The sequence below is a fragment of the Streptomyces sp. NPDC001904 genome, from assembly GCF_040297005.1.
Classification (GTDB): Bacteria; Actinomycetota; Actinomycetes; order Streptomycetales; family Streptomycetaceae; genus Streptomyces.
The window spans coordinates 106,620-129,761 of the sequence record NZ_JBEOYI010000024.1 but is presented as its reverse complement, the minus strand read 5'-3'; the positions used below and the strand labels follow the sequence as shown (position 1 = coordinate 129,761).

Here is a 23,142-nt window from a genome sequence, read left to right as displayed (position 1 = left end):
GTCGGGGGTGGCCCTGACCCGGCCGGCGCGGCCGGAGCCGACGCCGCCCGCGCTGTGTCCCCCCTTTGTGGGGCGTGACTTCCCCCATCACCGTACACCGGTGATGGGACAAGACTCCCATCACGTAGGATGGCGCCATGGCACGGTGGGAAGCGGGTTCACGCGAACGGCTCGTCGTGGCCGCCGTCGACCTGTTCACCGAGCAGGGGTACGACGCCACGACCGTCGCGCAGATCTCCGAGCGGGCCGGGGTCACCAAGAGCACCTTCTTCCGGTACTTCCCCGACAAGCGCGATCTGCTGGTGGCCGGCCAGGAGACCCTGTCCCGACTGCTCGTCGAGGGCATCTCCGAGGCACCGGCCGGTGCGGGCCCGCTGGAGGCGGTCGCCGCCGGTCTGGAGCGCGCATCCGGTGCGATGGGCCCGCAGAACCGCGAGCTGGCCCCGCGGGTGAAGGCCGCCGTCGCCGCCAGCACCGAACTCCAGGAGCGCGACGCACTCAAGATCGTCAGCCTCACCGCCGCGATGATCACGGCCCTGGAGGAGCGCGGTGTCCCCGGTGAGGTCGCGGCTGTCGCGGGGGAGCTGGGCGTTCTCGCGTTCAAGCGGGGGCTCGCGGCGTGGTCCGAGGGTGAGCGCGGCGGTGGCGAGGAGCTGGCCCGGTGCGTTCTGGAGGCGCTGGACCGGTTGCGCGCCGCCGTGGCATCGCTGGGGTGAGGCGCGCGGCGCGGTCCGTCGACGGTGCTCACGCCCGTACGCGACGGAGAGGATCCACCATGAGCCGCGCACGGATCCGACTCGGGGCCCGACCGCTCGGCGCAGGTGGCATGCCTCGTCGACCCGGGCGAGGCGGCGCACTCCACGCGGACGGCGCGGAGCTGCCTCCTCCGACCCCGGGTCGGGGCGAGACCGTGCGTCCGACTAGGGATGCGGGACCGGGGCGGTGGCCATCAGCTGACCGATCAGGATCCACATCCCCACGGCCGCGGTCATGCAGCGGAATCTGCGCAGCCGCGCGGGCGACACCGGATCGGGCGCCCGCCCCACCGGCAGGCCGGGCGTCGAGGGCGCGGACCCGCGCAGCACGGCCGAGGTGGCGCTGTCCGCGCAGGCCGCGGCCGACCGCGCGCGGGGGGTGCGGGGCGTACGGGGTGCCGGTGGCTCCGTGGGCGGGGGAGTGCTGCCGACGGACGGGCCCGGCACCAGTCCGTGTGCGAGGCCGCTGAGAAACGCCGCGTACGCCGCCCTGCGCTGTCCGCGCGGCGCGGACCGCCCGGCCTCCCAGGAGCGAACCGTCGCGGCCGTCACCCCGAACGCCTCGGCGACCTGCTCCTCGCTGAGCCGCCACGCGCGGCGCAGCGAGGAGCGTTCCCCGGGGGCGGGCAGCGGGGCCTGGCCGTCGCTGCGGCGCGGATGGGAGGGCATGGGCCGTCGGGCGGCGAGTTCGATCGTCATGACCGTATGACAACGTGACATTGCCTCATGTGATGAGGTGTCAGGAGATGTACCCGTACGGCCTATTCCGCTACCAGCGATTGCGGGCTTCCTCGGCCCAGCCGACCAGTCCGTCGAGGTCCGTCCTGGTGCCGTCGTCGGTGCGGGCCCAGCCGCTGAAGCGACCGAAGCACTGGTGGGTCTCGTTCGCGACGAGCCCCAGGTTCGTGCGGCCGGCCTTCTCATGGAAGGGGTGGAAGCGGATGTCCACCCGCTCTCCGCCGATGTGCCACGGCGCCAGCCAGTTCGAGCGGTCGTAGCTCCAGCTCAGCTCCTCGCCGATCTTGTGCAGACGGCCGTCGACGATCAGGGCGTTCTCGGTGCTTCCGGTGCCGTCGGTCCATCGGCCGCCCAGCTGGACCGCCCGGCCGGGCCCGGCCCCCGCCGCCCAGTTCCACGTGGTCGAGTAGGGCCACTTGCCGCGGCCGTGGTCGAGCGCGGCGAACGCGTCGGGACCGCCCACCTCGTAGGTCCGCCCGTGCAGACCGAGGGTGCCGTGCACCGGTCGGCCGATGTCCTTGACGGTGTACTGGAACCGGCTGTCGCTCCACGGCACGACCACGCCGAGGGACTCGTGCCCCGGCGGCAGCGGCACCTCCGCGTCGAGCCGCACACCCGGGCCCGCCGCGTGGATCGTGGAGCCGTCCGGGGACTGCGAGATCCTGATGTCGAGCCCGTTCCCGCGGGCCCGGACCTCGCCCTCACCGCTGCGTACGGGCAGTACCGTGCCCCGCGCGAACGGAACCACCGCGTCCGTGCTCGTCTCCCGCCCGGTCGCCCGGTCCAGGACGTAGAGCCCGTGCACACCCGCGTAGTCCAGCGACGACACCACGATGCCGACGATGTGCTCCGGAGTGACGATGCCCCAGTACTCCCAGCGCTTCACCCGCCCCCAGCCCCGCAGATTGGCGGTGTGCAGGGGGCGCCGCGTCCAGCCGACCGCGGCCGGGTTCAACCGTCCGTCGGGCCGGCACAGGTCGACGGGGGACGTCAGCTCGGGTTCGTGCGTCATCGGCGCAGGCCGGAGCCGCCGACCGGCCCGGGGCCCGGGGTCACTGCGCGTCGGGTGCGGAGGCCTGGTCGCTGCCGAGCCGCCCCCGGAGTTCGTGGACCCGTCGCAGGCCCTCGGTACGGCTGTCGGTCATGTCCAGGGCTTCACCGGCGCCGGTGATCTCGAAGAGCCTGTCGACGGCGGGGTGGTAGGGCCCGCTCAGGACGAAGGGCCTCGGCACCGCCTGGTGCTCGTTGTAGGCGCGCAGGATCACGTTGAGCGTCGTGCTGTCGGCGAAGGTGAGACCGGCGAGGTCGAGGAGGGTACCGGTGGTGGCGGTGTCCCCGCGTGCGCCGGAGAGGGCGAGGTAGGCCTCGGCCTCGTCCGTGAGGTCCATGTCGTCACGGAAGGAGACCACGGTCACCCGGTCCTGCCGGGTGACGTCGATTCTCTGTCTGTCGGAAACCATCCGCTGACCTTCCCACAGCTACCTGGGCGCGCGATCAGCAGATCCCCTTTTCCTGCCCGGAGCGGTGGGATCGGGGGAGTGTTGGACGGACAGGTGCGGGGAAAGCGAGAACTGTGGCGGCACGAGGTGCGACATGTACGGGAAAGGACCCACGACCATATGAGCGCGGCACAGGCACTGGAAACCGAGGAGATCAGTTGCGCGGACGCCCGGGTGGCGGTCCGCGCGGCACTGGCCGAGGCAGGCCGCGAACTGCCACCGGAGCGGGCCCGGCAACTGAGCGAGGACGCGTTGCTCGTGGTCAGTGAGCTGGTCACCAACGCCCTCGTCCACGCGGGCGGTGTGACAAGGCTCGAGGCTGACGTGGCGGACGACGAGTTCCGGCTGCGGGTGAGCGACGCGAGCCGCACCGCACCGCAGCGCGTGCGCACCCTCAAGGGAAGCCCCGGCGGATACGGCATGGTGGTGATCCAGCGGCTCTGCTCCCGCCTGGACGTGGAGATCGGCCCGGACGGGAAGACGATCACCGCGGCACTGCCACTGCGGTGAACACCGCCCTCCGCCCCTAGTCCCCGCTAGCACCGCCCCAGCCGCAGCGGAAGATCCGCCAAGCCGCGCAGCAGTGTGCTGCTGCGCCATGTCAGCGTCGCCGGATCCGTGGCGAACGCGACCGTCGGAAAGCGCGCGAGGAAGCGCCGCAGGGCCGTCTCTGCCTCGACGCGGGCCAGCGGCGCCCCCAGACAGTGATGCAGCCCGTGCCCGAACGCGATGTGCGCGGGACCCGTGCGACGCAGGTCGAAACGATCGGCCTCGACGTAGTGCGCGGGGTCGCGGGACGCCGCCGCGAGACTGACCAGGACCGCGTCGCCCGCCGCGATCGAGGTCCCCGCCAGCTCCAACGGCTCCGAGGCGAACCGGAACGCGGTGGAATGGACCGGCGCCTGATGGCGCAGGGTCTCCTCGACCGCGGCCGCCGTCAGCGAGGGATCCGCGCGCACCAGGGCCAGCTGGTCCGGATGTGCGAGGAGACTGAACAGGGCCGCCGAGATGAGATTCACGGTCGTCTCGTGTCCGGCGACGAGCAGCAGGAAGACCATCCCGAGGAGCTCATCGGCCGCGAGACCGCCGTCCCGTCCGGCGACGGCCAGCTCGCTCAGCAGAGTGTCGTCGGGCTCCGCCGCCTTCCGGGCGACCAGGTCGCCTGTCAACGCGGCCAGTCGCGCGCCGGCTGCGGTCGCCGCCGCTTCCGACGTGGGCATCACCAGCTCCCGCGACCAGGCGTGGAAGACCTCACGCCCGTCCTCGGGCACTCCGAGAAGTTCACAGATCACCGCGACCGGCAGCGGCAGTGCGTAACGGTGGACCGCGTCGACCGTGCCCTCCTCGGGCAGGCCGGACAGCAGGGCGTCCGCGAGGGTTTCGACGCGCGGGCGCAGCGCGGCGATCCGCCCGGGCGTGAAGTGCCCGGCGACCAGCTTGCGCAGCCGCGTGTGGTGCGGAGGGTCGCTCTGCAGCATGTTCCGCCCGAGGGCATGACCGCCGTCGGTGTCCCAGGTCGAGTGCCGGATGTCGTTGCTCAGCCGGGGATCGATCAGTGCCTGACGCGCCGCGTCCCGGCTCACCACGAGCCAGCTCTCACCGCTCCCGGGAACGAGGACGCGGTGCACCGGGCCGCGCGCACGCAGCGCCGCGTACACGGGATGAGGATCGCGGGCCGGGTCGTGCCCGGCGGGAGCCAGTTCCTCAAGGGTGGGTGCCGTCGGCATGGGGTCGTCCCTTCGGTCAGGCGGTCAGGAGATCGTCGATCGCGCCGGACGCGGCCAGCGCCCGGGCCTGCGCGTGACCGGCGCGGGCGGCGTCCGCCCGGCGGTGGTCCGCGGTCATGTTCCGCCCCATGGCGCGGCGCGCGGCCGCGTCGGGGGTGATGAGCGTGACGTGGCTGCCGGCCGCCGTCAGCGCCGCCGCCTGACGCCCGGCGTGCGGGTGCGGTCCGACGGCGGACGGAAGGGGGACCACGGCCAGGACGCGCCGGTGGCCTCGGGCCAGTTCCAGCGGCGCGGTCGAGCGGCTGGCGCCGTCCATCCACCGCCGCCCGGCCACCGTGACCGGCGGCCACACCAACGGGACGGCACAGCTGGCGGCGACCGCCTCGACGAGGGAGACGCCCGACTCCCGGTCGAAGGCGTCCGGCTCTCCCGTGACGGCGTCCACGGCCGCGAGGCGCAGCGGGCGCTCCGGCCAGTCCTGTACGCCGTTCAGCAACGCCCGTACGGTGTCGAGGACTTCGGACTCCGGAGGGGTCCGCGCGCCGAGCGCGGCCCGGCCGAGACGGCGCGCGGAGCGATCGGGGTCCCTCGAACCCAGGGCCGCCCGGAGGAAGCGGAGCGTCTGCCCGGCCGTGACGGAGAGGTCGATCCGGTCGGCGCCGGTCAGTTGACGCTCGTACAGCTCCCGCGGCGACTGCCCCGACAGGAGCCGGGCGCCGAAGACGGCTCCCGCCGACGCGCCCGCCGTCAGTCCGGCGCCGGCCGGATCGGATCCGGCGTCCGCGAGCCCGGCCAGGACGCCGACCAGCCACGCACCGCCCACGGGCCCGCCGCCGCCCAGCACCAGCGCCCTGTCCGCATCTCCCACGATCCACCCCTCGCCAAATGGGGAGTGCTCCCCGTTTCGCCGGACGATAGCATCCTTACCGGGGAGCACTCCCCGGATGTTCCCGGGAGAACGGCGAAGGAGAACGACATGACCGGCGGTGCCTCCGACGCGCCCGCACAGCGGCGGCGGGACGCGCGGCGCAACCGTGAGCTGATCGTCGAGGCCGCGCGCGAGGTGTTCCGTGAGCAGGGCCTCACGGCGCCGCTCGATGTCGTCGCCCGCCGCGCCGGCGTGGGGAACGCGACGCTGTACCGGCATTTCGCGCGCCGCGCCGACCTCGTCGACGCGGTCTTCCGGGACCGGCTGAGCGGCACGATGGCCGCCGGCGAGGAGGCGCGCACGGCCGTCGACGCGTCGGCGGGGCTCACCGGCTACCTGGAGGTCGTCTTCACGGTGCTGGCGTCGGACCGCGGCACGAACGATCTGATGACGACGAGCCTGGAGGGCGTCACCGCGCTGGAGGCCGTCCACGCGCACAACCACCGGACGCTGGACGAACTCCTGCGGCGCGGGCAGGAGCAGGGGGCCGTCCGGTCCGATGTCGTCGTGGAGGACGTGCTGTTCGCGCTCGCCGCACTGGGCCGTGCCGTCCCCGCGCTCACCGCCGCGGCCGGCGACGACGCCTGGCGCCGCCCTCTCGCCCTGCTCCTGGCGGGGCTGCGTCCCACGTCACCCGAGTCCGCCCTCCCCGCAACCGCCCTGACCCGCGATCAGCTCCACGCGACCCTTTCGGGGCTGTGATCCGGCACCGGGATCGGGGCGGCTATTCGGGGCGGTTATTTCGGAGGTGGCCGCAGGACTGCCGTTGGTATGGTGCGCCGATGTCAACGATCAAGAAATTCCAAGTCACCTTCGACTGTGCGGAACCCGAGCGCGTCGCCCGGTTCTGGTGCGAGGTGCTCGGGTACGTCATGCCCCAGCCGCCGAAGGAGTTCGCGACCTGGGAGGACTTCAGGAACGCGGAGCCGCCCGAGGAGCGGGACACCTGGTCCGCGTGTGTCGACCCCTCGGGGGAGGGCCCGCGTCTGTACTTCCAGCGCGTTCCCGAGGGCAGGGTCGCCAAGAACCGCGTGCATCTCGACGTCCGGGTCGGCACCGGCCTCGTGGGCGCCGAGCGTCTCGCCGTCCTCGAGGCCGAGTGCGCACGCCTCGTGGCGCTCGGCGCGAAGCACGTGACCACCCTGTACGCCGACGAGGAGAACGAGTCGTGCATCCCGATGCAGGACATCGAGGGCAACGAGTTCTGCATCGACTGACCCCACCGCGCAGGGGAGTTCCGCACACGCCCCGGCCGACCGGTCCCCAGCTCCTCTGCCGGTTCGCTCGCCGGCCGCTCGCCCACGAACGGGTCAGGAACGATCCGGAGGAACTCCCCTTCCGATCAATACAGTTCATGTGCCGACGGGTTGTCGCATGACAACATTCACTGGGTACGTTGGCGTATGCGGCAGTACGTGAGCGACACGAGGAGGGGCATGGCCGACGCGGTCGACGATGCGGCACGGTGGGAACGGCAGGTCCAGATCCGTCTGGTCCGCGGCGAGGCCGCGGTGCTCGGCGAGGTCTACGACCGGTACGCCCGCATGCTGCATTCCGTAGCGGCGCGGCTGACCGGCGACGAACAGGCCACCCGCGATCTCGTGGTGGGTGTCTTCACACACCTGTGGCAGCACCCCCGCGCCTTCGACCCGGGGCGCTACCGCCTCGGCACCTGGCTGGTCATGGCGGCGCTCGACCGCCACGAGAGCGGGTCCGAGTCCTCCGGCCCCCTCTCGGCGGTCCGGATCGAGCGGGCCGACTCGGCCCTCGGCGCCATGAACCGGGGCATGCGCGTCGCGATCCACCTCGTCCACACGGAGAAGATGGACTACCGCCAGGCGGCGGCCGAACTCGGCGTCGCGGAGGACGAGATACTGAGCAGACTCCGGCACGGGCTGAACATGCTGGCCGGTTCCGATGCCACCACCGGGGAGGACGGACGATGAGTGGTGACTTCGACGGGCACTCCCGCCTCGAGCAACTGCTCGGCGCCTGGGCGCTGGGGGCCTGCTCCGCGCAGGAGACGGCGGAGGTCGACGCACACCTCGCCGCGTGCGCGCCCTGCTCCGACGAGGCGGCGCGGCTGCGCACCTCTCTCGAACTGCTGCATCCCCACATGGATCTCGACCTGGCGCCCACGCTGCGTGCCGAGGTCCTCGGCTCGTGCCTGAGCGCGCGCCCGCCGCAGGTCGCCGTTCCCGACTACGCCCAGCCCTACGACGCCGAGACCGCCCGCCTCGGCGCGCTGCTGGCGGACATGAGCGACGACGAATGGAAGTCGCCGGTCCAGCTGGAGTGGTTCGAGGGCGACGACTCCGCCACGCACCGGACCTCGGTGTCCGGAGTGCTCGGCCATCTCCTCGCGGTGGACGGCTCGGTGTCCCGCTCGCTCGGCCTGCCGGACCCGGTGCAGGGCGCCCAGGACCTTCCGTCGGATCCGGAGGCACGGACCAGGGCACTGTGGCAGCAGGCGGCACAGGACGGCACGGCGTCCGGCGCACCGGGTGACGAGAGCCCCGAACTGATCCGGCGTGCCTGGCGGGACCACGCCTACGAACTGATCCGCACGTGCTCGTTCAGCGGCAACGGAGTGGCGGACATCGCCGTGCCCTACGGCGACGACGTCGTCCTGCCCCTGCGACTGGCCCTGCTCGACCGGGCGTTCGAGACGTGGATCCACGCCACCGACATCGCCGACGCCGTGGACTATCCGTACCCGCCGCCCGTGCCCGAGCACCTGCGGACGCTCATCGGGGTCGCCGTGCAGATGCTCCCGGCGATCCTGGCCGCGCGCAGGCAGGCCGGACTCGCGTCCCCGCCGCTGCCCCTCACGCAGCCGGGGGCGGCACCGCGCAGTGTCCGCCTGGAGATCGAGGGCGAGAGCGGGGGCGACTGGTACCTGCCGTTGGACGCCGCCGACGGCCCGGCCGGTCCGGACAACTGCGTCAGCCACATCGTCCTGCCCGAAGTGGAGTTCTGCCGGGTCGCGGCGGGCCACCTCTCACCCCGGGAAGCGGCCAAGAGCCAGCAGGGCGACCCCACGGCCGCCGTCGAGCTGCTGTACGCGATGGCATCGATGAGTCGCCTCTAGCACCGCACGGAGGTACGCCGCCCTGACGACGGCACTCCCGGCCAGGAGGGATGGCCGGTTCCGCCGTTGCGCCCTTCCGCGGGCCGTAGTGGCATCGTCCAGGCGGCCGATGGCGTACGGCACACCCCTTTCGACCGCGCCCGAGCGCCGTCGATCAGGGAGGGACGATGCCCGAGGACGAACCCGCCGCGCCGGCCTCGGCCGGCGGTGACATCGGCGTCGTGCTCGCAGGGGGCGGGGCGCGGGGTGCGTACGAGGCCGGCATGCTGGCGACCCTGTTGCCGGAGCTCGACGCGTGGGGGCAGCGGCCGACGATGTTCACCGGCACCAGCGCCGGTGCGCTCAACGCGGTGCTCTTCGCCTCGCGCGCACACCTGCCCGCCCGCCGGGCCGCCGACGAAGTCATCGCCGCCTGGCAGGGAGTGACGAAGGATCAGGTGTACCGGCCGCTGCTGCTGACAGCCTTGCCCATGCTCCTTCGGCAGTGCCTGACGCGCGTGGTGAACCCGTCCAGCTCCCCCCTGGCGGGCCTGCTCGACACGAGCCCCCTGCGGGCGACCTTGCGGACGAAGGTGGACTGGGACCAGCTCCACGCCAACACCGCGAGCGGTGCGGTCCAGGGCGTGGCCGTGGCCACGACGGCCTGTGGCAGCGGCCGCACGGAGATCTTCGCCGAGGGACCCGCCGCGGCCCGGCTGCCGGACTCCGACACCGACCGGGCGGTCGACTACACCCGGACCGTCCTGGACGTGGACCACGTGATGGCGTCCGCGGCGATTCCCGTGGCGTTCCCGCCCGTCAGGGTCGGACCCTCCGGCTGCTGGTACATGGACGGAGGCGTACGCCTCAACGCCCCCATCAAGCCGACGATCTCGCTCGGCGCCCGCCGGGTCGTGATCGTCGCCACCACCCCGCTGCGCGACCTGCCCCGCCTCGTGGACTGCGGGAACGAAGCCGCGCCGTCCGTCCAGGACGTCGTCGCCCAGATCGTCACGGGCCTGATGGGCGATCGCATGGTGGAGGACACGCGCACGCTCGGCAAGGTGGACGAGTTGCTCGAGTCCGGGGCGGAACGGATCAGCCCGCGCGGACGCCCGTACACCGTCGTCGAGTACCTCTTCGGCGGGCCGCCGCCCGGCCAGGGGGATCAGCTCGGCGAGAAGGCGGAATACGTCCTGGACACCTGCTTCCGGGGCATCCGCCGGCTGACCAACCCCGACCTGATGTTCCTCGCCGCGCTCCTGGGCCCGGGACGGAGCCGGGGCGAACTGCTCAGCTACCTCTTCTTCGAACCGGAGTTCACCAGCGAGGCCATCAATCTCGGCGTACGGGACGCCCGGATCATCCTCGACGAGGCGGGCGACGATCCGGGCAAGCTGTGGCGCACCGACTCCGCCTAGCCGCCGAACGTCCCGCCGCGTTCTGCCCGGTGAACCTGCCAGGCAGCCGGGCGGGCCGGTCGCGGTGCCCGCACGGATGGCATGATGGCCGAGGACATGGGCGGCAGCCGCCCGAGGAAACCGGTGCGAATCCGGTGCGGTACCGCCACTGTGATCGGCGAGCGGATCCCGACGAGCCACTGCCCCGCGCGGGTGGGAAGGCCGGGACGAGCGCGGACCCGAGAGCCAGGAGACTCAGGCTGTCGCCTCCTCGAAGCACCCCGGGGCGGAACTCCCCGGCGAGAGGAAGGACACGGCATGCCTGAACGGCTCGCCGACGAGACCGTGGCGACCGGGGGCCGGGCGGTCCCGTGCCGGGTGGTGGTGTGCCGCGACTGCTGCTGCGGCACCGTCAAGGTCAACGCCGATCACGCGGCCCAGACCGCGCGGCTGCGCGAGATCGCCCCGGTGCGGATCTCCGCCTGCCTCGACGTCTGCGAGCAGGCCAACGTCGTCGTCGTACAGCCCTCGACGGCCGGGCGGGCGGCAGGCGCCCGCCCGGTGTGGCTCGGCCTCGTCAACGACCCCGACGCCACCGAGGACATAGCGGACTGGGTACGGGCAGGAGGCCCGGGCGTCGCGGCCCGGCCCGACATCCTCGACCTCTACCTCATCGAACCGCCGCGCCGCACCGCCACCACCTCATGACGGACGAGGCCCGGCCGGAGCAGGTCGCCGAGGCGCTGCGCGACGTCGCGCGGCTCGGTGGATTCTTCGCCCTCGACACCCCCGCGACCCGGGACACCGACGACGGCGGTGGTCTCCGCGACGGGTTCGCCGCCCGCGCCCGAGCGGTCAACGACCGTTTCGGGACGGCCGAGTTGCGTGTCGGCGTCTCCGTCGCGCATCTCGGACTCGCGGCCCGGCTGTGGTCACCGGTCCTCGCCTGCGCGCTCCTGCACGGGATCGTGCCGACGATGAGTGCCGTGGAGTGGTCCGGCGACGGGACGGACCTGCGGCTGACCGCACCGCGGGGACGGCTCGCGGAGCGGCTGCCGTCGCCGGTCGAAGCCGTCCACGCGGAGGTCGACGACGTGCTGCGCGACGTGGAGGCCGGCCTCAGCGTCAAGGTGGCGCCGGGCCTGCTGGCCGGGAACTCGGCGTCCGCGCTGGTCGGTTCGGCGGCGCAACTGCTGCGCACCCGGCCCGCCCTGCGCGGCCCGCTCACCCGCCTGACCCGCGAGCTCCTGGAGACGGGCCGGCTGCGGGGCACCGGGCGGATCACCGGGCCCCGGCTGACGTTCCGCCGCAACAGCTGTTGTCTCTTCTACCGTGCCCCGGGCGGCGGCACGTGCGGGGACTGCTGCCTGACCGGTTGACCGGCCGCGTCAGTCCCCGACCTCCGCCTCCCCTTTCCGGAAGGTGTCCAGGATCTGCTCGGCGGCCAGCGTCGCGGTGAGGTCACCGTCGCGGACCCGCCGCTCCAGACCGGGGGTGAGCGCCCGTACCGCGGGATCGGCGTGCAGCCGGCCGAGGAGTTCGTCGCGCACCATCGTCCACGTCCAGTCGACCTGCTGCGTGCGGCGCCTCTCTGCGAGACGTCCCGTCGAGTCGAGGAGCGTGCGATGCTGCTCGATCCGCTCCCAGACCTCGTCGAGTCCGCTCTCCTCGCGGGCGCTGCACGACAGCACCGGAGGCGTCCAGAACGCGTCCTTGCCGTGCATCAGGCGCAGCGCGCCCGACAGTTCCCGCGCCGCCGAGCGCGCGTCGCGCTCATGCGGCCCGTCCGCTTTGTTCACCGCGATGACGTCGGCGAGCTCGAGGACACCCTTCTTGATGCCCTGCAACTGGTCACCGGTCCGCGCCAGCGACAGCAGCAGAAACGTGTCGACCATGTTGGCGACCGCAGTCTCCGACTGGCCCACGCCGACCGTCTCCACCAGGACCACGTCGTATCCGGCGGCCTCCATGACGACGATCGACTCCCGCGTCGCCTTGGCGACACCACCGAGCGTCCCGGCCGTGGGGGAGGGACGCACGAAGGCGGCCGGATCGACCGCGAGACGTTCCATCCGCGTCTTGTCGCCCAGGATGGAACCGCCCGTGCGGCTGGACGACGGATCGACCGCGAGCACGGCCACCCGGTGACCGCGCCCGGTGAGCAGGGAGCCGAACGCGTCGATGAACGTCGACTTCCCGACCCCCGGCACCCCGCTGACGCCGATCCGGCGGGCCCGGCCGCTGTACGGCAGCAGCTCCGTCAGCAACTCCTGCGCCAGGCGCCGGTGCTGGGGGCGCGTGGACTCGACGAGGGTGATCGCCCGCGCGACCACCGCCCGCTTGCCGGCCAGGACACCCTTGACGTACGTATCGAGATCGATGGGCACACCGTCACCGGCTCACTGGTCGTCGTGCCCGAGGTCCGCCGCGAGGCGCGCCACCAGGTCGTGCGCCGCGTCCGGGATCACGGTGCCGGGCGGGAAGACGGCGGCGGCTCCCATCTCCAGGAGCGTGGGCACGTCCTGCGGCGGGATCACCCCGCCCACCACGATCATGATGTCCTCGCGCCCCTCCTCGGCGAGCGCCTCGCGCAACGCCGGTACGAGGGTGAGGTGCCCGGCGGCCAGGGACGACACCCCGACGATGTGCACGTCCGCCTCGACGGCCTGCCGCGCCACCTCGGCCGGGGTCTGGAACAGCGGGCCGACGTCGACGTCGAAGCCCAGGTCGGCGAAGGCGGTCGCGATCACCTTCTGGCCGCGGTCGTGCCCGTCCTGCCCCATCTTGGCCACGAGGATGCGCGGCCGGCGCCCCTCGGCCTCGGCGAACTCCTCGACCCTGCCGCGGGTACGGTCCACGTTCGCGGACTCCCCTGCTTCGTTGCGGTACACACCCGAGATCGTACGGATCTGCCCCGCGTGCCGACCGTAGACCTTCTCCAGCGCGTCCGAGATCTCGCCGACCGTGGCCATCGCCCGTGCCGCGCGGACCGCGAGCTCCAGCAGATTGCCGTCACCGCCCGCCGCCCGGGTCAGCGCGTCGAGCGCGTCCCGGCAGGCCGTCTCGTCCCGCTCCTCGCGCAGCCGGCGCAGCTTGGCGATCTGCTGGGACCGCACCGAGGAGTTGTCGACCTTGAGGACCTCGATCTCCTCGTCGCTGTCGACGCGGTACTTGTTGACGCCGATGACGGGCTGCCGTCCGGAGTCGATCCGCGCCTGGGTGCGGGCGGCCGCCTCCTCGATGCGCAGCTTCGGGATACCCGCGTCGATGGCCTTGGCCATGCCGCCCGCCTGCTCGACCTCCTGGATGTGCTGCCAGGCCCGGCGCGCCAGGTCGTACGTCAGCTTCTCCACGTAGGCGCTGCCGCCCCACGGATCGATCACCCGTGTCGTGCCCGACTCCTGCTGGATCAGCAGCTGGGTGTTGCGGGCGATGCGCGCCGAGAAGTCGGTGGGCAGCGCGAGTGCCTCGTCGAGCGCGTTCGTGTGCAGCGACTGGGTGTGGCCCTGTGTCGCGGCCATCGCCTCCACGCACGTACGCGTCACGTTGTTGAACACGTCCTGTGCCGTCAGCGACCAGCCCGACGTCTGTGAATGGGTACGCAGCGAAAGGGACTTGGCGTTCTTCGGGTCGAACTGCTTCACGAGCTTCGCCCACAGCAGGCGCGCCGCACGCAGCTTGGCGACCTCCATGAAGAAGTTCATCCCGATCGCCCAGAAGAAGCTCAGGCGCGGTGCGAACGCGTCGACGTCGAGACCCGCCTCCCGGCCCGCCCGGATGTACTCCACACCGTCGGCGAGGGTGTACGCCAGCTCCAGATCGGCCGTCGCACCCGCCTCCTGGATGTGGTAGCCGGAGATGGAGATCGAGTTGTAGCGCGGCATCCGCTGCGACGTGTACGCGAAGATGTCGGAGATGATCCGCATCGACGGCTTCGGCGGATAGATGTAGGTGTTGCGGACCATGAACTCCTTGAGGATGTCGTTCTGGATGGTCCCGGCCAGCTTCTCCGGCGGCACACCCTGTTCCTCGGCCGCCACGATGTACAGCGCGAGCACGGGCAGCACCGCGCCGTTCATCGTCATCGACACCGTCATCCGGTCCAGCGGGATGCCGTCGAAGAGCTGGCGCATGTCGTAGATCGAGTCGATGGCGACGCCCGCCATGCCGACGTCGCCGGTCACCCGCGGGTGGTCGCTGTCGTAGCCGCGGTGCGTCGGCAGGTCGAAGGCGACCGACAGGCCCTTCTGGCCGGCGGCGAGGTTGCGCCGGTAGAAGGCGTTGGACTCCTCGGCCGTGGAGAAACCCGCGTACTGGCGGATCGTCCAGGGTTGGTTGACGTACATCGTCGGGTAGGGGCCGCGCAGGTACGGGGCGACGCCCGGGTAGGTGCCGAGGAAGTCCAGGCCCTCCAGGTCCTCACCCGTGTACAGCGGCTTGACGGAGATGCCCTCGGGCGTCTCCCACAGCGGGTCGGCGCCGTCGCCCGCGCGCTTGAGGGCACTGCGCCACTCCTGCGCGGCGGTGCCCGGCGCGGGGCTGCCGAGACCGATCGAGGAGAAGTCGGGGACTCCGGACGTGCCAGGGGCGGTCATCGGGACACTCCCATGCGGTCGAGCGTGGCGCTGAGCACTTCGACGGCGTCGCAGCCGGCGAAGACGAAGCTGTCGGGGGCGGCGGAGGTGCCCGGGCGGCCCGCGAGGAACACGTGCCGGGCACCCGCCTCCCGCAGGGACCGCGCGGCGGAGTCGGCCTGCTCGGCGTAGACCGCGTCGCTGGAGCACAGGCACGCTTCCCGCGCCCCGCTCTCCTCGAAGGAGCCGTCGGTCACCGGTTCGATGCCACCCGCCTGGAACAGGTTGGCGGCGAAGGTGGCCCGCGCGGTGTGCGCGGCGGCGGGCCCCAGGGCCGCCAGATACACCCGGGGCCGCTGCCCGGTGGCCGCGAGGTGGGCGTCGGAGCGGGCCCGCAGCGCCTCGAACGCCTCGTCACGGCGTACGCGGGGCAGCCCGCCCGACGGCCTCGGCGCCGCCGCGGCGCGGACCACGGGCTTCTCGGCGAGATGCGGGAACTCGCTGACGCCGGTCACCGGTTCGCGTCGCTCGGCCAGGCGCCGGGAGCGCACCGACCACGTCTCGGCCAGCCGGTCGCCGACCAGGCCGGAGCGCAGCGCGGCCGACTGGCCGCCCTCCCGCTCGATGATCTGGAAGAACTCCCAGGCGGCGTGCGCGAGTTCGTCGGTCAGCCGCTCCACGTACCAGGAGCCGCCGGCCGGGTCGATCACCCGGGCCAGATGGGACTCCTCGATCAGGATGGTGGAGGTGTTGCGGGCGACACGACGGGCGAACGCGTCCGGCACGCCGAGCGCGTCGTCGAACGGCAGCACGGTCACGGCGTCGGCGCCGCCCACTCCGGCCGCCAGCGTCGCGATCGTGGAGCGCAGCATGTTCACCCACGGGTCGCGGCGCGTCATCATCACCGGGGACGTCACCGCGTGCTGGAGCTGCGCCCCGCTCTTCGGCGCACCGCAGGCTTCGGAGACCCGCGCCCAAAGCCTGCGCGCGGCACGGAACTTGGCGATGGTGAGGAACTGGTCGGCGGTGGCGGCGTAGCGGAACTCGATCTGCGCGAGGGCCTGCTGGACGTCCAGGCCCGCCTCGGTGAGCCGGCGCAGGTAGGCGACGCCCGTGGCGAGCGACGCGCCCAGTTCCTGAGCGGCCGAACCGCCGGCTTCGTGATAGGGCAGGGCGTCCACGGTCAGGGCGCGCAGCCCGGGGTACCGCTGGGCGCACAGCCGGGCGAACTCGACCACCGGCCCGGTGTCGTACGACTGTCCCGTGCGGGCCTCGTGCCCCAGCGGGTCGGCGCCGAGGTTGCCGCGCGCCGCGTCGGCGGCGACGCCCTTGTCCTCGTACAGGCGGAGCAGTTCACGTGCGGCGCTCTCGTGGTCGGCGCCCGCGTCGAGCACCACGGGTGCCAGGTCCAGGAGGACCCCGTCGAGCACCTCCGGCAGCGCCGACACGGGGAAGCCGCCGGCGTTGCCGATCGTCAGCCACAGCGACGTGACGCCGTTCTCAAGGTCGGTGAGGACCGCGGCGGACTCGGGCAGTCCGTGGCGCTGGCGCACGTCCCAGCCGCCGGCCGTGTTCCCCTCGGCCCGGCCGCCGCGGACGAACGGCGGGAAGCCGGGCAGGCCGACCGGGGGAGCGGCGTCGATCGATGTGTAGAGCGGGCGGGCACGCAACCCGTCCTCGAGCGTGGTGGACAGGGCGTCCTCCGCCTCGCCGGCCGAGACTTCCCTGCCCGACTTGCGCAGGACACCGGCGACAAGCTGCTGCCACTGATCATGCGTCGCGTCAGGGAATTCGGCTGCCAGGGAGAGCCCGTCGTCAGGCAGGACCGTCATGTTCGGATGCTAAGGCAGCGCGCAGAAGAGCAGCAGGAGACACACATGTGACCTTGTTCTCCTTGTCTTGCGCGCGTCGATGACCTAGCGGCCGGGCAGGGGATGCGGGAGAGGGCGCGGAAACTGCGACGGCGCCCGTCCCGAGTCCGTGTCCGGTGGCTCGTCAACGCGGGTGATGCCGGGGGACAAGACGTCTCCAGCGCCGGTGACGGGCCGCCCGGTGCCGTGCGCGGATCAGGTCGGCGGCGGGCGGGCCCTCGAAGTCCGACGAGAGCTCGGCGTACGCCTCCAGGACCGAGAGCAGGTTCGGGTCGACGTCCGGGAAGCTGCGCTCACGCTCCACGAAGGGGCGCAGCGCCGCCCAGACGGTGGCGGACCGGCGCCGGACCATCATGGTCGCGGTCGGCTCGTCGATGATGCCCATCGCGTAGAGGGCGGCGAAGGTCTGGAAGAAGTAGGCGACGTTGTAGACGGTCTCGCGCACCTCGTAGGGCAGCGCGCGCAGACCCGACGCGGGATCGTGCTCCACTGCCAGCCGACTGCACACGTACGCGTACTGCTCGTGGAGCCGGGCCGAGCGGAACTCCGCGAGCAGGTCCATCAGCGCCGGGAGGTGGTTGGCGTGCCGTGCCGACTGCACCTGACGGGCTCCGAGCCACAGCGTGGCCAGGAGTGCGGCCAGGGACACGGCGACGGCGAGAACGTTGAAGAGCGTGGACGGGCTCACCTAGGGCTCCGGATCTTCCGAGCGCCGGGACCGCACTGGTGGTGCGGTCGCGTGTCGCTGCTGGGTGGGAAGCGCCAGGGCCGACGGTGGGGCGGCGGCCTTCGTACCGCCGTGCATTTCCCGTCCGCCCTGGCCGGAAACGCCCCGGAGCGCGTGGCCGCCCCTGCCCTGCGGGCGGCAGCGTTCAAGTGTCACACTCTTGGCGCGGACTGCTCTTGAATGCCCGGTTCGGAGTGAGAGCCGGTGGGCAGTGCGTCCGCCTCCTCGCCGGGGAAATCCGTAGCGGGGCCCCGACCGATGAGGGCCGGGGCCTGATGCCGCTGTGGGACACCGTTTCGTAGATGGCACGGCGCGGCGTCGCGGCCGGTCTGCCGAGGGCACGGACGCGGACCGAGTGGTGGAATCCGTCGCCAACTTGGCGTCGAATGGGCACGATGAAGGTCACGACGTCACCAACCATGCGGAGGACGCCATGCTGTTCGCGGCCGAGAAGGGCGACATCAACACGATCATCGGGGGAATCGCCCCTGACTGGGGGCCTTTCGGCTCCCTCGGGACCGAGGCCAAGACCATGGTCCAGGTCGTGATGGCCGTGGCGATCCTGCTCTGTCTGGCGATCGCGATCTGGGGCGCCGCCAAGCAGCGCGTCGGCGCGACGGCGCTGCGCGACACGTTCAGCGCGGAGCAGGGCAAGGGGCTCATCATCGCCGGGCTGACAGGGGTGTTCATCATCGGCTCGCTCGGCACGCTGTTCACCATCGTCTACGGAATGGCGCTGTGAACGAGCCTGTCACGATCCTGTCCGGTACTGCCCTTCATGGACCGTGACGCGTGCGGTCGGTGCGTCGTCCCTCCCGTCGCCGGACGGCGGGTTGAGAGGCTCAGCGGCGCCCTGAGCCCTGCGGGTCACCGGCCCGCCCGACGACCTCGGCGATCCAGGCCATGGCCTCCGGCACGTCGTAGTTGCCCGCGTGCGGCTGGTTCCAGGCCAGCTGGAAGTTCACGTCCCGGACCTGCGGATCCGCCTCCAGTGCACGGTCCAGGTTGATGCCGACGACGAACGAGGTGTCGCGGTCCCGGGTGCCGTTGCGGACGTACCAGTTCGGCGCCGTGTCGGCGTCCCTGGACCCGATGAAGTCCATCGGGTCGATGAGGTGGAGCTGGTCGTCGACGGCGGTGCCCTTCCTGGCGACGTACTGCTTCCAGGTCAGCCCGGTGTCGTCCAGGCCGCTGCCGTCGCCCGCGACGTCGTTGTGGTCCCAGCCGAACTCGGTGTAGTTCAGGTACTTCTGGGTGTACGGGCCGAACAGGTTGGTCTCGGTGCCGCTCGTGGTGTTGCCGTACACGCCCACGGCGTCGAAGGCGGGCGTCGTCTTCAGCGCGGCCTGGGTGGCGACGAACGTCAGGTACTTCGTCAGGTCGAGCGAACGCACCGTGTTCGTGGCGTTGTCGACGTCCAGCCAGTCATTGACGTACGACTTCGTGGTGGATCCACCGGGGCCGCCGGAGACGATGACGAAGTTCTCGCCGAGGGCCGGGATCGAGTGGGCCGGGTCGGCGTCGAGGTACGTCTGCGCCGATCGGACGACCTCCTTCTTGAGGGTGGCGAGCATGGTGGCGGCCGTCAGTTTCGAGCCGTCCGGATCGCGCAGGCCCAGACTCTTCTCGTACGCCGGGAACGCGGCCGCGATCGCCGCCGCGTCCGCCACGTGCGCGGAGGAGCCGGTCGCGGCCCGGGTGCCCAGGACGTTGTAGAGCCACTCGTAGGCGGCGTCCGCGTTGCCGAGATCGGTGATCGGGCAGTACGCGTTCACCGCGAACACGTCGTCGCGCAGGGTGCTGCGCCCCTTGGAGTCGATCCCGGCGGCACCGATCGCCGAGAGATAGGGGTCGTACGCGCTGTCGTTGCCGGACGCGCCCAGGACGGAGGAGAGCGCGCCGCCGCCGCTGGTGCCGTTGACGACGATCCGCTCGGCGCTGCCCGGCATCGAGGCGTCGTTGAGCCGCAGGTAGCGCACTGCCCCCTTCGCGTCGACCGCGGCGGCCGGTGCCTTGCCCGGTGACGAACCGTCCGCACCGACCAGCCCGCGGCTGCGGTTCGCTACGTCCACGAAGACGTAACCGGCCTTCAGCGCGGCGCCCACATTGCTCGTCGCACTGTCGTAGGCGGCCCCGGCGGTGACGCTCGCCTTGACGTAACTGGCCATCCAGCCCGCGTTGTGCACCGCGAAGTAGATCGGCGCGCGCTGATCGCCGAAGGCGCTCTCGGGCACGAACACGTTCATGCTCTCGTAGCCGCAACGGGTGTTGTCGATGGTGGTGCTCCCACCCATCCCCGGCTGCTGCGGCGCGGCGGCGACCGGGTCGGCGACGTAGCAGATCTCCTTGTACCGGCGTACGTTCACGGGCCGGCCGTCGACCGTGACGGTGATCGTCGTGTAGGCGCTCCGGTCGAACGCCAGCGAGGCGTCCTGCGGATCCCTGGTCCGGTCCCGCTCGAACGAGGCGGCGGGCGCGGCCGCGAAGGACACCGGCGTCGCGACCGCCGTCAGGGCGAGCGAGCCGACGAGCGCCAGACCTCGCAGCAGGCGTCCGGGGGCCGGACGTCCCGTGGGGCGAACGGCGGTGTGTCCCACGGGAGCCGAGAGTCGCTGCATGGAGTCTCCTCATCGCGTGCCGAGTCGTGTGCGACGCCTCAGGACCGAGGCGTCGCACACGCTACGAGACTGTCAACAATCTGCCCAGCGATCGTGCAGACATTTTTGTTGACGATGACGGTCGAGACCTCCAGGGCCCTCGGGCGCCACCGGGCAGACGTCAGCCCGCGACCCGCAGATCGCCGCGGACCTTGCCCGTTAGCTCCGCCGCCTCCGGCGTGGTCAGGCCGAGAATGCCGTTGTACGGAGTGACCAGCCCGATGGTCGAGTAGTCGGCCCACCCGCACACGGTCGTCCTGCTGTCCTCGCTCGTCTCGTAGTTGTCGATGTCGAGGTCGGCGCACATCATCACCGCGCCGTCGAGCGAGTCCGCCTCTGTCTCCTCGGCGACCCCCAGCATGGTGAAGATGCGGGCGCTGCCCTTCTGCGACGCGGTGGTGAGGTGGTCCCGCGTCTTCGCGAAGTACTGGATCAGTGCCAGCTTGGGGTCGGCGATCTTTCCGTAGGCGCCCGAGACCGTGAACCGTGCGTGGTTCCGCGCGCTCCGCAGCCGGTCCTGGACCTCGTCCGGGTCGGAGCCGTCGAGGTTGCCGAGATACTCCTCGTAGTAGCTCGCGACGACCGGCTCGGGGTTCTCGATGCCGATCTCCTCCAGCTCCTGGGTGTCCGCGCCCGTGAGGGTGGGGTCGGACTTGTCGCCGTACCGGAAGTACGTGCCGAACGACGTCGTCGACGGCGCGGTCAGCTTGTGCGGGCCGTCGTCCTTGACGCCCTTCGAGCCGATGTACCAGAACAGGGTGCCCCCGATCGCGGCCAGCGCCACGGCCACGCCGACGACGATCCCGGCCTTCTTCCCCGCACCGCTGCGCTGCGGAGGCTGCCCGCCCTGCTGCGGTGGCCACCCCCAGCCGCCCTGCTGCGGTGGTCCGAACGGCCCCGGCTGTCCGGGCGGCGCGTACGGTGCGGGGTGTCCGGGCTGCCCGTACGGGCCAGGTTGTCCGGGGGGACCGTACGGACCTGGCTGTCCCGGCGGCGGTCCGTACGGCCCCGGCTGCTGCACGCCGTAGGGGCCGGGCTGCTGGGGTGGGCCGGCGTACGGGCCCGGATGGTTGCTGCTCACTGCTGACGTCCCCTCGCGTACTGATCTGTCAGGACATCCTGCCGGACACCCGGACCCCGCACGGAACCCGTGGCGACGGCCTCGGGGGCCGCGAGGTCAAGCCGCGGCCGGTCGCAGGTAGTTGAGCGTCAGCTCGGTCAGTTCGTGAAGGAAGCGGTCCCGCTGGATGGGGGGACGGTCCAGCAGGTAGCGGACCGTGAGGTGCTCGACCGTGCGGACCAGCATCCACGCCGCCGCGGGCAGGGAGAGGTCGGGGCGCAGTTCGTCGCGCCGGGTGGTGAGATAGGCGAGGACCAGCTCGCCGACGCGGTCCTCGAACATCCGCAGGGCGCGACCGTCGTCCAGCTGGGGGCCGTGCACGACGGCCGCCCGCAGGAACGGCTGCTCGACGTCCAGGCCGTCGAGCAGCGTGGCGAGGGTGGCCCGGACGATGACCGGCGCGGGCTGCTCGAACTGGCCCGTCATCTGGGCGGTGATCCCCGCCACCAGCTGATCGCTGTAGCGCTCCAGCACGGCCAGGACGATCGCGTCCTTGTGCGGGAAGTACTGGTACAGCGAGCCGGGGCTGATCCCGGCGGCTGTCGCGATGCGGCTGGTCGACGCACCCTCGTAGCCGTGCTCGGCCAGGACCTGCTCGCCCGCTTCCAGGATGCGTTCCACCATCGCCCGCGACCGCTCCTGACGCGGAACCCTGCGTGCCGAGACGCGAGTGACCGGCGCGTGCCGGTCGTCGCTTCCCGGCGATGACCTGGGCATCAGAAGGCGAGTTGAACACGAATATGAGTGACCGTCAGCATCGACTCATGGTCGCACACGAGCCTTCAGTACGAGATGCCTCGGTCGAGCCACATCGAACGAGGACGCCTCCGTCCCCGTACCCCCGGCGCTTCCGCGAGACGGAACGCCTCAACCGCCGCCTGGGAAGGCCTCTGCGTCTGCTGCGGGTGAGCCGCGGCCGCGTCGACGAGCGGCTCCTCGCCACCATCGGCGAACGGCTCACCGCGCGCGACGAACTCGGCGCGGCCCTGGCGGCGTCGCTGCGCGACACCGGGCGGCCCGGCACGGCGACGATGAAGCAGGTCCGGCGCGCGCTCCGGGAGGGCGTCGACGCGGTGCCCGAGGCCCCTCGCGCCCTGCGGGACTTCTTCGCCGCGGTCGAAACGGTCCCCGACTGGGTGGACTTCGACCTGGTCGAGGAGGGCGCCCGGGTGTCCCGCCGGTTCGGTCGCAACACCGCCGACGTGATGCTGCAACTCGCGCTGATCGGCTCCTACCGGTTCGACGGACCGCCGCGCCTGCTGGTCGGGACCGGCGGGCTGGTCGGCGGCTCCGCGCTGCGCCGGATCGCCGAGACACAGCACTGGGCGACCGCCGTCACCGCGCCGGGCGCCCTGCGCCGCGACGGGGAGGGCTTCCGTCTCACGGTGCACGTCCGCCTCATGCACGCCCTGGTCAACCACCGGTTCGAGCACAGTGGGGGATGGGACACCGGACGCTTCGGCCTGCCGGTCAACAGATCCGACCTCGCCGCCACCCTGGGCCTGTTCAACGCCGTCCAACTGCTCGGCGTCCGCCTCCTCGGCGTGCGCGTGACCCGCGCCGAATCACGCGCGGTCATGCACCTGTGGAAGTACGTGGGCCATCTGCTGGGCGTGGACGAGGACTGGCTCTTCGACCACGAGTGGCAGCAACACCGCCTGAACTACCACCTGCTGCTCACCCAGAGCTACGGGGGAACAGCAGGGCCGCCGCTGGCGGGTGCCCTGGTCGAGGCCCAACGCCAGCTGCACTTCACCCACTTCGCCCGTGTGCGCCGGGCCTACGCCCGGGCCCGGCTGCTGAGCATGCTGCGCTACTTCCTGGGCCGTCGAGGTCTGCGCGACCTCGGCCTGCCGCCCGCGCTGCCCTGGGCGGTCCCGCCGCTCATGGTGGCCAATCTCCTGCGCTACCGGATACTCGGCCGCACCGAGGCGGGCCGCGCACATTTGCAGCGCCGCGGGGAACGCTTCATCGACCGGCACCTGCGGCGCCACTTCCACGAACACACGCCGGACGTCGCGCCGTTCGACGTGTGACGCGAGAGCCAGGAAGAGCACCCGGAGACGCGGTCGGCGG

23 protein-coding genes and 1 riboswitch are annotated in these 23,142 nt (G+C 72.0%); of the genes, 11 read left to right on the top strand and 12 right to left on the bottom strand.

The genetic code is table 11. From position 1 onward, the window contains the following. Positions 1–137 precede the first annotated feature (137 nt). Positions 138–716 carry a TetR/AcrR family transcriptional regulator gene (locus ABT127_RS30875; RefSeq protein ID WP_351457102.1) on the top strand — a complete coding sequence of 193 codons (579 nt, stop codon included), beginning with the start codon at positions 138–140 and terminating at the stop codon, positions 714–716. Between the two features lie 204 nt (positions 717–920). On the opposite strand, the gene ABT127_RS30870 is transcribed toward ABT127_RS30875, so the two are convergent. From ABT127_RS30870 to ABT127_RS30860, 3 genes are all read right to left on the bottom strand, one after another. Beyond that, a complete protein-coding gene (locus tag ABT127_RS30870) occupies positions 921–1,454 on the bottom strand; it encodes a helix-turn-helix domain-containing protein (RefSeq protein ID WP_351457099.1) in 534 nt (177 codons plus the stop codon). A gap of 70 nt (positions 1,455–1,524) precedes the next feature. Beyond that, a complete protein-coding gene (locus tag ABT127_RS30865) occupies positions 1,525–2,505 on the bottom strand; it encodes a DUF2804 domain-containing protein (RefSeq protein ID WP_351457096.1) in 981 nt (326 codons plus the stop codon). A 40-nt stretch (positions 2,506–2,545) separates the two neighbouring features. After that, a complete protein-coding gene (locus tag ABT127_RS30860) occupies positions 2,546–2,953 on the bottom strand; it encodes an STAS domain-containing protein (RefSeq protein ID WP_351457093.1) in 408 nt (135 codons plus the stop codon). 159 nt (positions 2,954–3,112) lie between these two features. Here ABT127_RS30860 and ABT127_RS30855 point away from each other — a divergent pair, with 159 nt between their 5' ends. Beyond that, positions 3,113–3,502, top strand: coding sequence for an ATP-binding protein (locus ABT127_RS30855; protein ID WP_351457090.1), 390 nt, complete (start codon positions 3,113–3,115; stop codon positions 3,500–3,502). A 26-nt stretch (positions 3,503–3,528) separates the two neighbouring features. Here ABT127_RS30855 and ABT127_RS30850 read toward each other — a convergent pair whose 3' ends face one another. Both ABT127_RS30850 and ABT127_RS30845 read right to left on the bottom strand, forming a co-directional pair. Next, positions 3,529–4,719: a cytochrome P450 family protein gene (locus tag ABT127_RS30850; RefSeq protein WP_351457088.1), complete on the bottom strand. Its 1,191-nt coding sequence runs from the start codon at positions 4,717–4,719 to the stop codon at positions 3,529–3,531. A 16-nt stretch (positions 4,720–4,735) separates the two neighbouring features. After that, on the bottom strand, positions 4,736–5,587 hold the full coding sequence (locus ABT127_RS30845; RefSeq protein ID WP_502971809.1) for a patatin-like phospholipase family protein: 852 nt from the start codon (positions 5,585–5,587) through the stop codon (positions 4,736–4,738). A 108-nt stretch (positions 5,588–5,695) separates the two neighbouring features. Here ABT127_RS30845 and ABT127_RS30840 point away from each other — a divergent pair, with 108 nt between their 5' ends. From ABT127_RS30840 to ABT127_RS30810, 7 genes are all read left to right on the top strand, one after another. After that, positions 5,696–6,349, top strand: coding sequence for a TetR/AcrR family transcriptional regulator (locus tag ABT127_RS30840; RefSeq protein WP_351457085.1), 654 nt, complete (start codon positions 5,696–5,698; stop codon positions 6,347–6,349). A gap of 80 nt (positions 6,350–6,429) precedes the next feature. After that, the gene (locus ABT127_RS30835) at positions 6,430–6,864 is read left to right on the top strand and encodes a VOC family protein (RefSeq protein WP_351457082.1); all 435 of its coding nucleotides are present in this window, start codon (positions 6,430–6,432) and stop codon (positions 6,862–6,864) included. 219 nt (positions 6,865–7,083) lie between these two features. Next, complete coding sequence (locus ABT127_RS30830; RefSeq protein ID WP_351457080.1) at positions 7,084–7,593, top strand: RNA polymerase sigma factor; 510 nt, start codon at positions 7,084–7,086, stop codon at positions 7,591–7,593. Further along, positions 7,590–8,738, top strand: coding sequence for a zf-HC2 domain-containing protein (locus tag ABT127_RS30825; RefSeq protein ID WP_351457077.1), 1,149 nt, complete (start codon positions 7,590–7,592; stop codon positions 8,736–8,738). Before ABT127_RS30830 ends, ABT127_RS30825 begins: the two co-directional genes overlap by 4 nt. A gap of 167 nt (positions 8,739–8,905) precedes the next feature. Further along, positions 8,906–10,138: a patatin-like phospholipase family protein gene (locus tag ABT127_RS30820; protein WP_351457075.1), complete on the top strand. Its 1,233-nt coding sequence runs from the start codon at positions 8,906–8,908 to the stop codon at positions 10,136–10,138. Positions 10,139–10,251: 113 nt separating this feature from the next. Beyond that, positions 10,252–10,374, top strand: a riboswitch (cobalamin riboswitch). Positions 10,375–10,435: 61 nt separating this feature from the next. Beyond that, positions 10,436–10,825: a (2Fe-2S) ferredoxin domain-containing protein gene (locus ABT127_RS30815; RefSeq protein WP_351457073.1), complete on the top strand. Its 390-nt coding sequence runs from the start codon at positions 10,436–10,438 to the stop codon at positions 10,823–10,825. Continuing rightward, positions 10,822–11,496, top strand: coding sequence for a (2Fe-2S)-binding protein (locus ABT127_RS30810; protein ID WP_351457070.1), 675 nt, complete (start codon positions 10,822–10,824; stop codon positions 11,494–11,496). Before ABT127_RS30815 ends, ABT127_RS30810 begins: the two co-directional genes overlap by 4 nt. A gap of 9 nt (positions 11,497–11,505) precedes the next feature. Here the strand turns inward: ABT127_RS30810 and meaB are convergent, their stop codons facing one another. From meaB to ABT127_RS30790, 4 genes are all read right to left on the bottom strand, one after another. Next, positions 11,506–12,504, bottom strand: a complete 999-nt coding sequence (gene meaB / locus ABT127_RS30805) for a methylmalonyl Co-A mutase-associated GTPase MeaB (protein ID WP_351457067.1) — start codon at positions 12,502–12,504, stop codon at positions 11,506–11,508. Between the two features lie 12 nt (positions 12,505–12,516). Then, a complete protein-coding gene (gene scpA, locus ABT127_RS30800; RefSeq protein WP_351457064.1) occupies positions 12,517–14,712 on the bottom strand; it encodes a methylmalonyl-CoA mutase in 2,196 nt (731 codons plus the stop codon). Beyond that, a complete protein-coding gene (locus tag ABT127_RS30795) occupies positions 14,709–16,523 on the bottom strand; it encodes a methylmalonyl-CoA mutase family protein (protein ID WP_351457061.1) in 1,815 nt (604 codons plus the stop codon). The genes scpA and ABT127_RS30795 overlap by 4 nt, the downstream gene beginning before the upstream one ends. A 163-nt stretch (positions 16,524–16,686) precedes the next feature. Continuing rightward, a complete protein-coding gene (locus ABT127_RS30790; protein ID WP_351457058.1) occupies positions 16,687–17,250 on the bottom strand; it encodes a DUF4760 domain-containing protein in 564 nt (187 codons plus the stop codon). A 472-nt stretch (positions 17,251–17,722) separates the two neighbouring features. On the opposite strand from ABT127_RS30790, the gene ABT127_RS30785 reads away from it, so the two are divergent. After that, positions 17,723–18,031 carry a DUF8827 family protein gene (locus ABT127_RS30785; RefSeq protein WP_351457108.1) on the top strand — a complete coding sequence of 103 codons (309 nt, stop codon included), beginning with the start codon at positions 17,723–17,725 and terminating at the stop codon, positions 18,029–18,031. Between the two features lie 100 nt (positions 18,032–18,131). Here ABT127_RS30785 and ABT127_RS30780 read toward each other — a convergent pair whose 3' ends face one another. From ABT127_RS30780 to ABT127_RS30770, 3 genes are all read right to left on the bottom strand, one after another. After that, entirely contained in the window at positions 18,132–19,907 is a 1,776-nt protein-coding gene (locus ABT127_RS30780; protein ID WP_351457055.1) for a subtype B tannase, read from the bottom strand. A 160-nt stretch (positions 19,908–20,067) separates the two neighbouring features. Continuing rightward, positions 20,068–21,027, bottom strand: coding sequence for a hypothetical protein (locus ABT127_RS30775; protein WP_351457052.1), 960 nt, complete (start codon positions 21,025–21,027; stop codon positions 20,068–20,070). A gap of 96 nt (positions 21,028–21,123) precedes the next feature. Then, complete coding sequence (locus tag ABT127_RS30770; RefSeq protein ID WP_351457049.1) at positions 21,124–21,690, bottom strand: TetR/AcrR family transcriptional regulator; 567 nt, start codon at positions 21,688–21,690, stop codon at positions 21,124–21,126. A 281-nt stretch (positions 21,691–21,971) separates the two neighbouring features. Between ABT127_RS30770 and ABT127_RS30765 the strand changes: the two genes are divergently transcribed. After that, the gene (locus ABT127_RS30765; protein ID WP_351457046.1) at positions 21,972–23,102 is read left to right on the top strand and encodes an oxygenase MpaB family protein; all 1,131 of its coding nucleotides are present in this window, start codon (positions 21,972–21,974) and stop codon (positions 23,100–23,102) included. Positions 23,103–23,142: the final 40 nt, after the last annotated feature.